This is a genomic window from Burkholderia sp. ABCPW 14 (assembly GCF_001523835.1).
Lineage (GTDB): Bacteria > Pseudomonadota > Gammaproteobacteria > Burkholderiales > Burkholderiaceae > Burkholderia > Burkholderia mayonis.
Genome location: NZ_LOVS01000036.1, coordinates 1 through 14,166 on the forward strand (window position 1 = coordinate 1; position 14,166 = coordinate 14,166).

14 protein-coding genes and 2 pseudogenes are annotated in these 14,166 nt (G+C 67.5%); 6 read left to right on the plus strand and 10 right to left on the minus strand.

Features of this window, described 5'->3' with window-relative positions; translation table 11 throughout:
* Positions 1 to 279: hypothetical protein (locus tag WS62_RS35980; RefSeq protein WP_156440874.1), on the minus strand; the 279-nt coding region annotated here is incomplete at its 3' end.
* Positions 280 to 339: 60 nt separating this feature from the next.
* On the opposite strand from WS62_RS35980, the gene WS62_RS05660 reads away from it, so the two are divergent.
* The 3 genes from WS62_RS05660 to WS62_RS05670 all read left to right on the plus strand — a co-directional run bounded on the left by WS62_RS05660 (position 340) and on the right by WS62_RS05670 (position 4,033).
* Positions 340 to 2,271, plus strand: a complete 1,932-nt coding sequence (locus tag WS62_RS05660; RefSeq protein WP_066568808.1) for an amino acid adenylation domain-containing protein — start codon at positions 340 to 342, stop codon at positions 2,269 to 2,271.
* A 160-nt stretch (positions 2,272 to 2,431) separates the two neighbouring features.
* A complete protein-coding gene (locus WS62_RS05665) occupies positions 2,432 to 2,893 on the plus strand; it encodes an Lrp/AsnC family transcriptional regulator (RefSeq protein ID WP_066494758.1) in 462 nt (153 codons plus the stop codon).
* Positions 2,894 to 2,953: 60 nt separating this feature from the next.
* Positions 2,954 to 4,033 (plus strand): zinc ribbon domain-containing protein, encoded by a 1,080-nt coding sequence (locus tag WS62_RS05670; protein WP_066568810.1) that lies wholly within the window; start codon positions 2,954 to 2,956, stop codon positions 4,031 to 4,033.
* Between the two features lie 28 nt (positions 4,034 to 4,061).
* On the opposite strand, the gene WS62_RS05675 is transcribed toward WS62_RS05670, so the two are convergent.
* Positions 4,062 to 4,385: a hypothetical protein gene (locus tag WS62_RS05675; RefSeq protein WP_066568812.1), complete on the minus strand. Its 324-nt coding sequence runs from the start codon at positions 4,383 to 4,385 to the stop codon at positions 4,062 to 4,064.
* A gap of 460 nt (positions 4,386 to 4,845) precedes the next feature.
* Between WS62_RS05675 and WS62_RS05680 the strand changes: the two genes are divergently transcribed.
* Positions 4,846 to 5,946, plus strand: coding sequence for a saccharopine dehydrogenase family protein (locus WS62_RS05680; RefSeq protein ID WP_066568814.1), 1,101 nt, complete (start codon positions 4,846 to 4,848; stop codon positions 5,944 to 5,946).
* 188 nt (positions 5,947 to 6,134) lie between these two features.
* On the opposite strand, the gene WS62_RS05685 is transcribed toward WS62_RS05680, so the two are convergent.
* Both WS62_RS05685 and cydX read right to left on the minus strand, forming a co-directional pair.
* A complete protein-coding gene (locus WS62_RS05685) occupies positions 6,135 to 6,755 on the minus strand; it encodes an AAA family ATPase (RefSeq protein ID WP_066568816.1) in 621 nt (206 codons plus the stop codon).
* Positions 6,752 to 6,910 carry a cytochrome bd-I oxidase subunit CydX gene (cydX, locus tag WS62_RS05690; protein WP_066568828.1) on the minus strand — a complete coding sequence of 53 codons (159 nt, stop codon included), beginning with the start codon at positions 6,908 to 6,910 and terminating at the stop codon, positions 6,752 to 6,754. Before cydX ends, WS62_RS05685 begins: the two co-directional genes overlap by 4 nt.
* 199 nt (positions 6,911 to 7,109) lie before the next feature.
* On the opposite strand from cydX, the gene corA reads away from it, so the two are divergent.
* On the plus strand, positions 7,110 to 8,087 hold the full coding sequence (gene corA / locus WS62_RS05695; protein ID WP_066568817.1) for a magnesium/cobalt transporter CorA: 978 nt from the start codon (positions 7,110 to 7,112) through the stop codon (positions 8,085 to 8,087).
* A gap of 13 nt (positions 8,088 to 8,100) precedes the next feature.
* Here the strand turns inward: corA and WS62_RS05700 are convergent, their stop codons facing one another.
* A complete protein-coding gene (locus tag WS62_RS05700) occupies positions 8,101 to 8,391 on the minus strand; it encodes a YciI-like protein (RefSeq protein WP_066568818.1) in 291 nt (96 codons plus the stop codon).
* Between the two features lie 430 nt (positions 8,392 to 8,821).
* Here WS62_RS05700 and WS62_RS05710 point away from each other — a divergent pair, with 430 nt between their 5' ends.
* Entirely contained in the window at positions 8,822 to 9,262 is a 441-nt protein-coding gene (locus WS62_RS05710; protein ID WP_066568820.1) for a hypothetical protein, read from the plus strand.
* Between the two features lie 460 nt (positions 9,263 to 9,722).
* On the opposite strand, the gene WS62_RS05715 is transcribed toward WS62_RS05710, so the two are convergent.
* The 5 genes and pseudogenes from WS62_RS05715 to WS62_RS05730 all read right to left on the minus strand — a co-directional run.
* The gene (locus tag WS62_RS05715; protein WP_066568821.1) at positions 9,723 to 9,959 is read right to left on the minus strand and encodes a hypothetical protein; all 237 of its coding nucleotides are present in this window, start codon (positions 9,957 to 9,959) and stop codon (positions 9,723 to 9,725) included.
* 196 nt (positions 9,960 to 10,155) lie between these two features.
* The gene (locus tag WS62_RS05720) at positions 10,156 to 10,443 is read right to left on the minus strand and encodes a hypothetical protein (RefSeq protein ID WP_066568830.1); all 288 of its coding nucleotides are present in this window, start codon (positions 10,441 to 10,443) and stop codon (positions 10,156 to 10,158) included.
* 309 nt (positions 10,444 to 10,752) lie between these two features.
* Positions 10,753 to 13,185: a DUF3772 domain-containing protein gene (locus WS62_RS05725; RefSeq protein WP_066568823.1), complete on the minus strand. Its 2,433-nt coding sequence runs from the start codon at positions 13,183 to 13,185 to the stop codon at positions 10,753 to 10,755.
* A 200-nt stretch (positions 13,186 to 13,385) separates the two neighbouring features.
* Positions 13,386 to 13,541: pseudogene (locus WS62_RS37290) on the minus strand (4Fe-4S binding protein); the annotation flags it as partial.
* A 358-nt stretch (positions 13,542 to 13,899) separates the two neighbouring features.
* Positions 13,900 to 14,166 (minus strand): annotated as a pseudogene (locus tag WS62_RS05730) (cation:proton antiporter); the annotation flags it as partial.

Sequence of the window (14,166 nt, forward strand, 5' to 3'; positions counted from 1 at the left end):
AAAGCGAGAAAGCGAGAAAGCGAGAAAGCGAGAAAGCGAGAAAGCGAGAAAGCGAGAAAGCGAGAAAGCGAGAAAGCGAGAAAGCGAGAAAGCGAGAAAGCGAGAAAGCGAGAAAGCGAGAAAGCGAGAAAGCGAGAAAGCGAGAAAGCGAGAAAGCGAGAAAGCGAGAAAGCGACGCGATGCCGTCGGCGAAACGATCGGCCGGATAGAGCGGACTTTCGTTTCAAAGACGACATGTTGATGATGGTCAAGGCCAGAGGCGATTCGATTGACTTTCATGGAATCGAGCGAGGTCCGGCGCATATTCGTGGCCGCCGGTGTCGCTCGATGGAGAACGCCATGGGCGATACGAACACCGTGCTCGATTTCGTGAACGTCTGGTTCGACGCGACCCCGGACGCGATCGCCGTCGCAACGGCACACACGGCGATGACGTACGCTGAGCTCGCCCGCATCAGCGACGCCGTCGCCGCATTCCTCGAAGCGGAGGGTATCGGCCCCGGCAGCGTGGTGCCGATCGAGGCGCCGCGGTCGGGCGACTTCGTCGCCGGCCTGCTCGGCATCGTCAAGGCGGGCGCCGCCTATTGCCCGATCGACCACGCGTATCCCGAGGGACGCAAGACGTACATCGTCGAACAGACCGGCTCGCCGCTGCTGCTGACGGCCTTGCCCGCGCAGCCGGCCGGCGCGAGCGCGCGAGCGCGGCGAGTCGCGAGCATCGCGTCGTTGCGGCGCGACGCCGCGCCGCGCCCGCCGTCGCGCCGGCCGCAGCCTCGCGATCCGATCTATGTGATATTCACGTCCGGCACGACGGGCGTCCCGAAGGGCGTCGTCGTCGAGCATCGCTCCGTCGCGGCGTTGATCGCGTGGCACAACGCGCGTTTCGGCGTGGACCGGACGAGCCGCTCGACGCAGATCGCCGCACTCGGCTTCGATGCCGCCCACTGGGAGATCTGGTCGCCGCTGTGCGCGGGCGCCGCGCTTCATCTCGTCGACGACGACGCGCGGCGAGACGTGAACGCACTCGTCGCACTGTACGAGCGCGAACGGATCACGCATGCGTTCGTGCCGACGGTGATGGCGCGCGACGTGGTCAACGCGAGCGTGCGGAGCCCGTCGGCGATGAAGTATCTGTTCACGGGCGGCGAGAAATTGAATCCGATCGATACAGACCACATCCGCTATCGATTGATCGACTACTACGGCCCGACCGAGGCGACGGTGTGGGCGACCTTTCATCCGGTGCCGAGCGCGAGCCTCGGGCGGGCGCCGTCGATCGGCACGCCCGTCGCCGACACGCGGATCTGGATGCTCGATGCAAGGCTGCACGAGCCTGCGAGAGGCGATGTCGGCGAGATCTTCATTTCGGGCCCGTGTCTCGCGCGCGGCTATCTGAACGACCCGCGGCAGACCGCGGAAAAGTTTCTCGCGCATCCGTTCCTGCCGGGCGAGCGGATCTATCGCACGGGCGACCTGGGCCGATGGCTGCCCGACGGCTCGGTCCAGTTTCTCGGGCGCGTCGACGATCAGGTGAAGATTCGCGGCCATCTCGTCGAATTGAGCGAGGTCGAGATCGCGATTGCTCGCCAGCCGGGCGTCCGAAAGGTCAGCGTCGCGGCGACCGAGCCCGTGGACGGCGAGGCGAGGGAGATCGTCGCGTTCGTCATGCGCAAGTGGGTCATGGAGAAGATCGCCGACGAGGCCGGCGCACGCGGGCTGCCGCTGATGACCTTCCGCCTCGCTTACGCGACGTATTACGGCGAGACCGGCTTGAGCGCGGACTATCAATGGTGGGGACGGCTCGTCAGGACGTGCATCGCGCTTGGCGCGATTCCCGATCTGCATGAATTGCGCGAGGGGTTGACCACCGTAGACTACATGACGCGTGCGATCGCCCACATCTTCCGGAACCCGTCCGCGCTCGGCAAGAAGTTCAATCTGACGCATTCGGGCGAGCGCAACGTGTCGCTCAAGGGTTTTTTCGGACGGCTCGAACGTTACTTCGGATTCGCGTTCGAATTGCTGCCGTTTCGCGAATGGTTCGATCTCTGGAAAAGCGACAGCGGCACGCCGCTTTACCCGGTGCTGAGTCTGTTCCGGGACCGCATGCGCGACGACGCGTGCCTCGTCGAGCTGTACCAGCACACGTACTTGTGGAGGCATGACAACGCGTCGGCCTTCCTCGCGGGCAGCGGCATACGGCTGCCCGAATTCGACGAGCCGGAGCTGCGCCGTTATCTCGAGCATTCGATCGGCATCGCCTCGGCGTGACGCGTGACGTGACAGGACGGGACGGGACGGCATCGACGGACGGGCGCGGCGTTCGCACGCGGCCCGCCGTCCGGCGCGGCGCGGCGCGGCGAACGCGCGCATGGTTGGGCGCGCGGCCGTTCGGCGCTATCATCGCGGCACCTCCATTCGCCGATTCGCCATGCGTCCACCTCGACTCGATCAACTCGACGAACTCGACCGCAACCTCGTCGCGCTGCTGCAGGCGAACGCGCGCGCGAGCGTCGCGGATCTCGCACGGCAGCTCGGCGTCGCGCGCACGACCGTGCTCGCGCGGATCGCGCGGCTTGAGCGCACGCAGGTGATCGCGGGTTACAGCGTGCGGCTCGGGCAGGACGTGCTCGACGCGAGCATCTACGCATACGTCGGCATCATCCTCGCGCCGAAGTACGGCAAGGACGTGCTGAAGCGCCTCGACCGCATGCCCGAGGTGCAACTGCTGTGCGCGGTGAGCGGCGAGTACGACTACGTCGCGTGGCTGCGCGCCGATTCGCCCGAGCGCCTGAACGACCTGCTCGATCAGATCGGCGCGCTCGAAGGCGTCGAGCGGACGACGACGTCGATCATCCTCGCGCGCAAGATCGATCGTGGGACGATCGGCTGACGCGCCGCGTCGCCCGACGTGCGAAGACGAACAAGACAACCCTGACGAGAGGCCGGGATCATGACGACGAGCCAAACCTATTCGCGCCCCGAGCGGCTGCTGCAGATCGCGTCGTGGGGCATCGCCGTGGCGTTCGCGCTGTTCCTCAACATGCTGGGCAGCCTCGTGATCCGCGACATGGCGTTCGCGCCGCGCGGCGGGCCGCCGACGCTCGCGCGCTACGCCGACACGCAGGCCGACGCGTCGCTGCGCGCGACGCGTCGGGAACTGCAGCGCGAGCAGAGCGCGCTGACGGACAAGGCCGACGCGTTCACGACCGCCCGCAACCGCGCGCAGCAGGATTACGACCAGGCGAAGGAGAGCTTTCGCAACTGGATCGCGACGCGCAGCGCGACGGGCGACGCGAGCCGCAATCCCGACGTGCTCGCGCGCACGCGCCAGCTCGACGAGCTGCAGGCAGCGGTGGCCGGATGGCAGCGCCAGCAGGATCGGATCAGCGACCAGCTCGACGCGCTGCGCAAGCGGCAGGACGACGTGAGCGCGCAGCTCGCGCAATCGCAGACGCAGGCCGCGCGCAGCTTCGAGCAGGCGAGCCGCCGCTACGAACTCGTCGTATTCGCGTGGCGGCTCGGGTTCACGCTGCCGATTCTCGTGCTCGCCGTCTGGCTCTTCGTCCGTTACCGGAAGGTGCGCTACTGGCCGTTCGTCTATGGCTTCGGGATGTTCGCGCTGACGGCGTTCTTCGTCGAGCTCGTGCCGTATCTGCCGAGCTTCGGCGGCTACGTGCGCGTCATCGTCGGCATCGTGCTGACGGTGTTCGCGGGCGTCTACATGCTGCGTGCGTTCCAGCGCTACGTCGAACGCAAGCGCGAGGAGATGCGGCGCAGCCAGCACGAGCGCGCGCAGACGATCGGCTACGAGAAGGCGATCGCCGCGTATCAGAAGAAGCTCTGCCCGTCGTGCGACAAGCCGTGGAACCTCGGCGGCGACGGCGCGACGTTCTGCATCCACTGCGGGCTCAAGCTGTTCGAGCAGTGCGGGTGCGGCACGCGCAACTTCGCGTTCTTTCCGTTTTGCAGCGGCTGCGGGACGTCGGTGAGCCGCGCGGAAGGCGAGGGGCGGCGCGCAGACGCCGCATGACGCGCGGCCGTTTGCGCGCGCCGTCGGGTCACTGCGATTCGATCACTTTGCAGGGCTTGCTGCAGTTCGTGTACTTCATGCACGTCTTGTTCGAGACGAGCCCTTCCAGATTCTCCCGCGCGAGCTTCTTGGCCGCCGTGCACGCGTCGTGGCTCTTGCCCGGAACGACGCCCGTGGCCGACAGCCCCCGGTCGGCCTTGCACGGATCGGCGGGTGCGTTTTCCTTGATCGAGCAGCGCCCCTCCTGACTGACTTTCGCCGCGTGCACGGCAGGCGCGGCGGCGAGCGACGCGAAGGCTGCGACGACGGCAAGACGGATTAGACGGCATGCGTTCCGAGTCATGATTGTCATTGTTCTTCTCCAGCGGATGGGACCGAGACCGGCCGGCCTCGGACGAGTCGGCCGCCCGAAGGGGGCCGCGATGGGCCGGCGACGCGTTCGGCGGCTCGCCGGGACCGGGCGGGACCGGCGAGCCGCCGAGCGAGGACGGCGTCGACGATACCCGCGATCGAGCGTAAGTAAGCCGAAAGCACGCCGTCAAGCTACGAAATCTGGTGGGCGGGCGACGCACGCGGGATAGCCGCCGAGGCCATGCTGCGCGGCGATGCCGAGGCGCGGCATGGGCGGGCGGTCCGCGCGAATCGACGGTCTATCGACTGTTTTCGACGAATTGTCGAAAACAGTCGACAATTCGTCGAAAATTCACGTCGTTCCGCATCAGTTTTCATCTATAAAGTGTTTTTGCACATCCCTACACTCTTCGGCAGGGCAACACGCCGTTTACAACAATCACCTTGTCAGGAGAGAAGACATGAAAATCGCCATCGTCGGCGCAGGTCTCATCGGCCACACCATCGCTCATCTGCTGCGCGAAACCGGCGACTACGAAGTCGTCGCGTTCGATCGCGATCCGGACGCGCTCGCGAAGCTCGCAAAGGAAGGCATCGCGACCCAGCGCGTCGATTCCGCCGATGCGGCCGCGATCCGCGAAGCGGCGAAGGGCTTCGATGCGCTCGTCAATGCGCTGCCGTACTACCTGGCCGTCAACGTCGCCGCCGCCGCGAAGGCCGCGGGCGTCCATTATTTCGATCTGACCGAGGACGTGCGCGCGACGAGCGCGATCCGCGAGCTCGCCGAAGGCGCCGACCGCGCATTCATGCCGCAATGCGGCCTCGCGCCGGGCTTCATCGGCATCGCCGCGCACGAGCTCGTCAACGGCTTCTCCGAAGTGCGCGACGTGAAGATGCGCGTCGGCGCGCTGCCCGAGTATCCGACCAACGCGCTCAAATACAACCTGACGTGGAGCGTCGACGGCCTCATCAACGAATACTGTCAGCCGTGCGAAGCGGTCCGCGACGGCCGCCGCCAGTGGGTGCAGCCGCTCGAAGGGCTCGAGCATTTCTCGCTCGACGGCATCGAATACGAGGCGTTCAACACGTCGGGCGGCCTCGGCACGCTGTGCGAGACGCTCGAAGGCAAGGTCGAGACGCTCGATTACAAGTCGGTCCGCTATCCGGGCCACCGCGAGCTGATCCAGTTCCTGCTCGAGGACCTGCGCCTGTCGACCGACCGGGACACGCTGAAGTCGATCATGCGCCGCGCGGTGCCGTCGACGAAGCAGGACGTCGTGCTCGTGTTCGTCACGGTGACGGGCGTGAAGCACGGCCAGCTCGTGCAGGACGTCTTCACGCGCAAGATCTTCGCGAAGGAGATCTGCGGGATGCCGATGAGCGCGATCCAGATCACGACGGCGGGCGCGATGTGCGCGGTGCTCGATCTGTTCCGCGAGAAGAAGCTGCCGCAAAGCGGTTTCGTGCGCCAGGAGCAGGTGCCGCTCCACGCGTTCCTCGCAAACCGCTTCGGCAAGCTGTACGAAGGCGGCACGCTCGAGCGGATGCACGCGCTCGCGTAACGCGTTCGGCGCGCGTGCGCGGTTGCGCACGCGTGGCATGCTTCGCGGCCTACCGGCGGTGCGACGGCCGGACCGAGTCGCGATGCGCGGGCCGCGACCATGCGCCGGGCAGGCCTTCGGGCCGCCCGGCGTTTTTTCGTGCGTGTCGTGTCAGGGGCAGGGCCCGGCGGCCGCGCCGCCGCGCCGCATCAGGCGGGCAGCGGCGGCACCGTCGACGCGCCGCGCGCGGGCGGCGGCGCAATGTGGTCGAGCAGCACGTCGACGGCCGTATCCGACGGCGTGGTGTTGTCGAACATCAGGAGACCGTCGCACTGCGCGCCCGACGGAATGAAGCGGCGCTGCCGGTATTCGTCCCAGTGCGCGAGCTTGTACGCATCGTTCGGATTGCCGCGCGCGACGATCCGCGCATGCGCGGTCTCCTCCGACGTATGAACCCAGACGATGCGCAGCTCGATGTCGGGCCCGACGCCGAGCCACGCGCGGTCGAACAGCCGCCGGTCGCGCACCTCGCGCGACAGCGGCCCGACGACGATCACGCTGATCCCGAGCTCCAGGTTCTCGCGCGCGGTGTCGAGAAGCCCCTGGTATTCGGGGTCGCGCAGATGCTGAAGATAGAGCGGGCTGTCGCGGTCGTTCGGGTCGTGCGTCAGCGCGCCCATCGCGGCCGAGCTGTAGCGGCCGTACAGCGTGTCCTTGTCGAGCAGGCAGAACGCCTCGCCGGTCGTCTTCATCAGCGGCCGGATCAGCCGCTTGGCGAGCGTCGTCTTGCCGGTGCCCGCATGGCCGCAGAAAAACACCAGATACGTCACGAACGGCCGCCCTCCGAAACGGCAGGCCCGCCTGCCCGGTTCTTGTCGTCGGGGACGTCGGCCGGGAGGGCGCCGTTCGCTTCGAGCCACATCACGTTGATGATGCCGAAGCCGAGCGCGACGCCGATGCCGAGAATCCATGAGAAATACCACATCGCAGCCTCCTTGACGGTCAGGTCGGCGGCGCGGGCCGCCGGACGATTCGAGGGAGCGCCGCCCGCGCGAGCGGGCCGCGACGCATGCACGACGCCGATCATGACCAATAACGGGGGCCCGCGCAAGCGACGCGCCGCCGCCACGGCGCGCGAGAGCGGCTAAACTGTGCGCCGGAATCGCCTCGAACCAAGCAAGAGCATGCTGATCAACTGCGCCGCATACCAGGATGGCCGCAAGCTGGCCGACATCGACATCGACGACATCAGCGACTATGTCGCGAAGCCGGAGTGCTTCGTCTGGGTCGCCCTGAAGGATCCCGAGCCCGACGAGATCGAGCGGATGGGCGAGGAGTTCGGCCTGCACGAGCTCGCGCTCGAGGACGCGCGCAAGGGCCACCAGCGCCCGAAGATCGAGGAGTACGGCGATGCGCTGTTCGCGGTGCTGCACACGGTCGAGATCGACGGGCAAGGCGAGCTCCAGCTCGGCGAGCTGAACGTGTTCGTCGGCCCGAACTATGTGCTGTCGATCCGCAACCACACCGAGCAGGACTTCCGCGCGGTGCGCGCCCGCTGCGAGCGCGAGCCGCATCTGTTGAAGGAGGGCTCGGCGTATGTGTTCTACGCGCTGATGGACCAGGTCGTCGACCGCTATTTCCCGACGCTCGAGGCGCTGAGCGCGGAGCTGGAGGCGCTCGAGGACCGGATCTTCGAGAAGACGGGCACGGCGGCCGCCCGCGCGCTGATCGAGGATCTCTACACGCTCAAACGCCGGCTCGTGATGCTGCACCAGCACACGGCGCCGCTCGTCGAGCCGCTCGCGAAGCTCGTCGGCGGCCGCATTCCGCAGGTCTGCGCGGGGATGGAGCATTATTTCCGCGACGTCTACGACCATCTGCTGCGGATCGTGCGGACGATCGAAGGGCGGCGCGAGATGCTCGTCACCGCGATCCAGGTGAACCTCGGCATGATCTCGCTCGCGGAAAACGAAGTGACGAAGCGACTCGGCTCGTTTGCCGCGCTGTTCGCGATCCCGACGATGATCGCCGGGATCTACGGGATGAACTTCAACAACATACCGGAGCTGCACTGGCGCTTCGGCTTCTACGTGTGCCTGGGCGTGATGGCCGCCGCCGACCTGTTCCTGTGGCGGCGCTTCAGGAAAGCCGGCTGGCTGTGAGCCGGCGCGCGCGTCAGGCGGGCGTCGCGTGCTTGCCGATGACGACCGTCCACGGCCGCACCCGCCAGCGCTTGACGAGGCCGTTCGCGACGTACGGATCGGCTTGCGCGAACGCTTCGGCGACGGCGGGCGAAGGCGCGTCGAACACGAGCACGGCCTGGTCGGCCGGATCGGCGAGCGCGCCTGCGAGCAGCAGCTCGCCGCGCGCGGTCGCCGCCTTTGCTAGCGCGAGGTGCTCGGCGCGGTACGTGCCGCGCCGTTCGAGATAGTCGTCGACGAGTTCGTAGGTCAGCAGGTAGTACATGGGGGCTCCGCGAGCGATGGCGCGCCGGCCCGTTCGCGGGCCGGCGGCCGGTTGTACAGGCAACGGCTAGTATAGGCCGTGCGTCGCGCGCGCCGCATCGTGTAACAAACGGTCGCGCCCGCTCGCCTCGCATCGTCGAGGCCGCCGATTCTGCCGCGCGCTGCGGCGCGTCCGGCGGACTTCGGCATCGAATCGCGTCGCCGACGCGGATTGGGCCGCATTTCGCGGCGAACACGCCGTTACAAAACGATACGGATCGCGGCCCGCGCACGCGTCAGACTTGCGCGCGAAGAGCATGCCGATTGCGCGGACGCATCGCGCGGCGGACGCGGCCGAATGCGCGGTGCGTTCGAGACGCGCGCAATCTTCGAGACACAGGCGGCCGCGCGACCGCGATGCCGCACCGAACCACACGAACCCACTCGAATCGATGAAGCTCCGAACACTGTTGCTATTGGGAATGTCGTCCGCGATGCTCGCCGCCTGCGGCTGGTTTCATGCCGGTCCCGGCGAGCGCGACATCGACGCCGCCGTGCGCCGCGCGCTCGACGCGGAAAACCGCGGGCCGCTCAACACGATGCTCGGCCAGCCGCTGCCCGTCGCGGCCGACGTCGCGTTAGTGAAGCCCATCGGCGATTGCGCGAAGGTCGCCGAACGCACGTACTCGTGCAATGTCGCGATCGCGTGGCACGACGGACAGAAGGACGAAGGCGACGCGTCGCTGCGCACGACGCTCACGTTCACGGAAGACAACGACGGCGCGTGGCAGACGTCGCACGTCGATGCGGCGCTCGCCGCTGGTGCGGCGAAGTCGCTGATCGACCGGATCAGCGGCGCGGTCGCGGCGAGCGGCGCATCGGACGCGCAGTGAGCCGTTCGTCGCCGGTTTTCGGCGGTCGGCGTGCGTGTCGCGGCGATCGTCGCGTTGAGCGATGCCGTGTGTGGCGGTTTGCCGATGGCTTGAAATGGACGTGAATGGCGCGTAGTCGGCTTCGAGCGGGCGGCTTGCGTTTTGCCGAGACGGATCGTTGCGGCGGTCGACGCCGGATGGCGTAAGGCGTAAGGCGTAAGGCGTAAGGCGTATGCGGATCGCGGCGGATCGCTCGCAATGGAAGCCAGTTGCCGATCGGAAAGCGTCGTCGGCGGCGCGTGCGCCGTCGCTGCGATGTCGATGTCGATGTCGATGTCGATGTCGATCTCGCGTGCAGGCGCAGCGTTCGCTTGCGATCCGCAATCAGCGATCGACGTTCGGCGGGAATATCGGCAAAAGGCAAGGTGGACGCCGACTCGGCCGCGCGAGCCGCACATCGCGGCCCGCGCGTCACGGTACGTCAGTGATGTGCGTACGTGCGCTGCGTGCGCACCGCATGCGTGCGGCGCGCATGGTGCCGCCGGTGCTTGCGATGCTGCGCCGTCTTCGCGGCATGGCGCGCCGGCGCGGCTTGCGCGCCGCCCGACGGGTTCGACTGGCCTTCGCCGAATTGATAGGTCTGCGACGTCTGCGCATGCACGGCGGACGCCACCGCGAGCGCGGCGCAGGCGGCCGCGATGAAGATCGAAAGCTTCACGAGTATGCTCCTGTCGAATGAGGCGCACGAGCATAGCGCGACTGCGGCGCGCGTACCTTTCCGTTTGCCTGCGTCGAATGATCTTTGACAATCGCGCGGGCGCCAGGCGTTCTAGGCCCGAGCATCGCGCGACGAAGCAAACGAGCCGGCCGCGGATCGATGCATGCGGCCGGACGCAGCGGATCAGGCGGTGTCGTCAGTACTGGCGATTGTCGTCGCCGCGGCGGTCGCCGTCGCGCCGATCGTCGCCTCGGTATCCGCCGCGATTATCGAGCCGGTCATCGTCGCGCCGATCGTATCGTTGCTGCGGATGCGCATGCTCCCATTCGCCGCGGTCCCAGTAGCGGTGGCCGTCCCAATAGCGGTCCCCGTGCCAGCCGATGCCGACATCGACGCCGACGCCAACGGCAGGCTCCGACGGATACACCGCACATCCCGAGAGCATCGCGCTCGCCAAGAGCGGCAGTAAGATCAGTTTTTTCATCGTCATGCAGCCCTTTGAAGCCGGTTCGTATCCCGAATAATAGAAAGCCGGTGAGCGTCGGCGTGTAAAGGATTGCAACCGTATATGACGGCGGCCGCGCATGCCGGCTGCCGGGCGCGTCGCGAGAGGCGGACCCGCGGCTGCTCGTCGGGCCGATCAGCGGGCGAACGACTGCGGAACGTTGCGGATTCAACCGGTCGCCGCAAGCCATGCATTCACGACAACGATCAGCCATGTCGCCGCCCGATCGCGCCGCGCCATACATAACGCATGACGCCGCATGACGCGACGCGATTGGGCGCACCCGCATCATTCGCTCGGCGGCGGCGGCAGGTTCTGCACCATCAGCGTCTGCGGATTCGACAGAGGAATGCCCGCCGCGCGCAGCCGCTTCAGGATCTCGAACAGCAGATCGCTCTTCGTCGTCCCGGCGATCCGCGGGCTGCCGACGTAGCCCGTCACGCTGAGCGTGATTCCGTCCGGCGTCAGCTGGCTGAACGTGACGGACGGCGCGGGCTTGTCGAGGATCGACGCATGCTCGCGGTACGCGCCGAGCAGCAGGTCGCGCACTTGCTCGGGATCGGTGTTGAGCGGGAACGTGAGCATCAGCGTCGCGACGCCTTGCGTGCTGTTGCCCATCGTCACGTTGCGCAGGTTCTGCGAGATCAACTGCGAGTTCGGCACGATCACCGTCGAGCGGTCGGAGAGCTGGATCTCGGTCGCGCGCACGTTGATCCGGCGAATGTCGCCTTCGACGCCCGAGATGCTGATCATGTCGCCGACCTTCACGGGCCGCTCGGTCAGGAGGATCAGCCCGGACACGAAGTTCTTCACGATCTCCTGCAGGCCGAAGCCGATGCCGACGGACAGCGCGCTCACGATCCACGCGAGGTTGTCCCATTTGACGCCGAGGAGCGACAGCGCGAGCAGCACGATCGCGACGTAGCCGAGATTGCTGAACAGCGTGACGAGCGACGCGCGCATGCCCGGGTCCATGCCGATCGCGGGCAGCAGCTCGTTGTCGAGCCAGCGGCGTATCGAGCGCAGCAGATAGATGCCGATCCCGAGCGCGAGCGCCGCGTTCAGAATCCGGTCGGGCACGATGTTCAGGCGCTGCAGCCTGTCGCCGCCGAACATCGAGACCACGCTCACGAGCAGGTCGTTGGGCGTCGTGCCGAAGCCGCCCGTCAACAGCGCGACGACGGCGACGAGGAGCAGCACGCTCGTGCCGATGCCGGACAGCACGGTCTTCGCCTGGTCGAGGTGGCTGTCGTTCAGCCCGAACAGATGCTTGATGAGCTTGCCGCTCGGCAAGCTCGCGGAGAACGCGCTCGCGCACAGATCGCGCGTGAGGCGGGTCAGCAGATACAGGCTGCCGAGCACGATCTCGAACCAGACGAGCTCGTAGGTCAGAAAACGTGCGACCGAGATGTAGCCGACCAGCAGCGCGACGAACGCCGCGACGACGGTCAGCGTGACGCCCGCGTGGATCAGCCCGGCGAGCGTCGAGCGCGCCTCGGGGGGCTCGCCCGCCGCGGCGAGCGCGGTGCGCACGCGGTTCGCGCGCAGCAGCGACGCACCGATCGTCACGACGACGACGAGCGACACGATCCCGCGGCCGAACAGCGTGACCTGCAGGCTCGTGTCGGCCGTCTTGTTCAACTGTTCGAGCGCGCCCGCGACGAGCAGGAGCGCTGCGAGAATCGCCGGAAACGGCCGCATGGCGAGCGCGACTTCGTCGGCGAGCGCGGGCAGGCGCCATGTCGGATGGCGCGTGCACAACAGCGCGCGGCCGAGGCCCGCGATCAGCGCGCAGGTCAGCGCGAGCTTCGCGAGCTCGTCGGCGAAGTCCTGCAGCGCGCTCGACAGCGCGTAGTCGCGCGTGAGCGCGAGATAGACGAACTGCACCGCGATGCCTGTCGTCACGACGCTCGACAGCACGACCGACGTCGCGAGCGTGCTGCGCCGCACGCGGGTTTCCGGCAGCCTCGTCAGGCTGACCCACGCGAGCACGCGTTCGATGAGCCGTCTGCCGATCGTCCATACCGCGAGCGCGGCGGCGAGCAGGAGCACGGTGCCGATCCGCCGGCCCGGCTCCCACGCCGCACGAAGCACTTGCGCGATCTGCGCGCTGAACGCGTCGAGCTCCTGCCGGTCTTCGTCCGACGGGCGGAAGAGCGGTGTCCAGAACTGCGCGCCGAGGATGCTGCCCGAGCGCAGCACGAGCTGATCGCGCAACAGGCTGCGACGCAGCTTCGAGTATTGCTGGGTCAGGTTCGCGAGGCTGTCCTTTTCGTCGGCGGCCTGCTTCAGCGCGGCGTCGAGCTGCGTCTTGCGCGTATTCAGATCCGCGCGCTGTCGCACGACGGCGGCCGTCTCGGGCGCGGCACCTGGCGCGGGCGGCGGCCCGAGCACGTCGAGCTGCGCCTGCAACTGCGCGCGCGCGGGCACGAGCGCGGCCGTCAGCTTCTCCACGTCGGACGTCAGCGCTTGCGTCGCCTCGTCGAGCCCGCTCAACTGCTTGCCCGTCGTCGCGGTCGACGCCTGCTGCTTGATCCGGTCGAGCGCGGCCTGCACGCGCTTGAGCTCGGCGAGCGCCTCGTCGCGCGAGATCGTCGGCGCGGGCGGCACGGTCGCGCCGGACGCGAGGTCGACGGCTGCCGCCGCGGGCAGCACGGCGCAGAGCAGATGCAATAGGACGGCGAGCGCGACGCATCGCGCAAATTTCGGATGACGGACCATCGGGAAACCTTACAGATCGGTTGCGCGAACGGACAACCGGGATGCGCCGTAGATTGCCACGGTTTTTCGGCTTGCGTATCGCCGACGACAAACCGAAACAACTGAAAGGAAAACGAAACATTTCAAGGGCGCTGCACCGTGCATGCCGCGCGCCGGGGCGGCGTGCGGCATCGGCGCTCACGTGCGGCGGCGGGCGTGCGTCAAATTCGCTCGATCGGAATGTATCGTCCGTCCTTGCCGACGGGCGAGAGCGGCAAGCCGGCCTTCTCGCGGCGCTTTCTTTCCTTCGACAGCGGCGGGCAGCTGTGCTCGTCGTAGTACATGACGATGCAGTCGAGGCACAGCGGGCACTCCATCGATGCCGGATTCGGCGGGCCGTTCGCCGCCCGCCGCCCGTCGTCCGCGAATTCGCGGCTTGCGCGAGTGGCGGGCGGACGAATCCGCTCGACCGAGGGCGGAGCGGCTGTCGTCGGCGGAGCCGGCGGGCGCGTCGTCGATATCCGGACCGGGACGTTCGCTCCGCTCGGGGCGACAACCGAGCGTTCGGACTTCTATGCAGCCCTCCACGCGTCGCTCACCCGCACCGCATCGACGGCCTGGGCTTCGCAGATGCCGCTGAGCGGCGTCTTGCCGGTCACCGGTTCGGACAGCGCGCGCGGCAGCCAGCGCGTCGCGGAATCGGAAAAAAAACGGAACGACGGTATCCCTGGGCGTTCATCGCGATGGTCGCGATGCCTCCGGCAATCCCGGCAGATGCGTGTCCTGGTTTGGGTCTTGGCGGGCGGCGCGGGCCTGGGGCGCGGGAAATCCCGCCGGCGAATCGTCGGCGGCCCTGTGCGATGGCTCCTGAGTTCGCCGCTTCGCGAGCCGCTGGGTCGACATCGCGCTCAGCCACGTCATCGTCAGCGTCGCGATCAGCAATACCGTGTACAGCGAAGCGGGGATGATCCGCAGTTGCAGACCGATCGCGAGCACCATCAG

Bases quoted from the DNA above. Each gene is read 5' to 3' on its own strand.
- WS62_RS05660 (WP_066568808.1), top strand. From the start codon at position 340: ATGGGCGATACGAACACCGTGCTCGATTTCGTGAACGTCTGGTTCGAC.
- WS62_RS05665 (WP_066494758.1), top strand. From the start codon at position 2,432: ATGCGTCCACCTCGACTCGATCAACTCGACGAACTCGACCGCAACCTC.
- WS62_RS05670 (WP_066568810.1), top strand. From the start codon at position 2,954: ATGACGACGAGCCAAACCTATTCGCGCCCCGAGCGGCTGCTGCAGATC.
- WS62_RS05675 (WP_066568812.1), bottom strand. From the start codon at position 4,385: ATGACAATCATGACTCGGAACGCATGCCGTCTAATCCGTCTTGCCGTC.
- WS62_RS05680 (WP_066568814.1), top strand. From the start codon at position 4,846: ATGAAAATCGCCATCGTCGGCGCAGGTCTCATCGGCCACACCATCGCT.
- cydX (WP_066568828.1), bottom strand. From the start codon at position 6,910: ATGTGGTATTTCTCATGGATTCTCGGCATCGGCGTCGCGCTCGGCTTC.
- corA (WP_066568817.1), top strand. From the start codon at position 7,110: ATGCTGATCAACTGCGCCGCATACCAGGATGGCCGCAAGCTGGCCGAC.
- WS62_RS05700 (WP_066568818.1), bottom strand. From the start codon at position 8,391: ATGTACTACCTGCTGACCTACGAACTCGTCGACGACTATCTCGAACGG.
- WS62_RS05710 (WP_066568820.1), top strand. From the start codon at position 8,822: ATGAAGCTCCGAACACTGTTGCTATTGGGAATGTCGTCCGCGATGCTC.
- WS62_RS05720 (WP_066568830.1), bottom strand. From the start codon at position 10,443: ATGAAAAAACTGATCTTACTGCCGCTCTTGGCGAGCGCGATGCTCTCG.
- WS62_RS05725 (WP_066568823.1), bottom strand. From the start codon at position 13,185: ATGGTCCGTCATCCGAAATTTGCGCGATGCGTCGCGCTCGCCGTCCTA.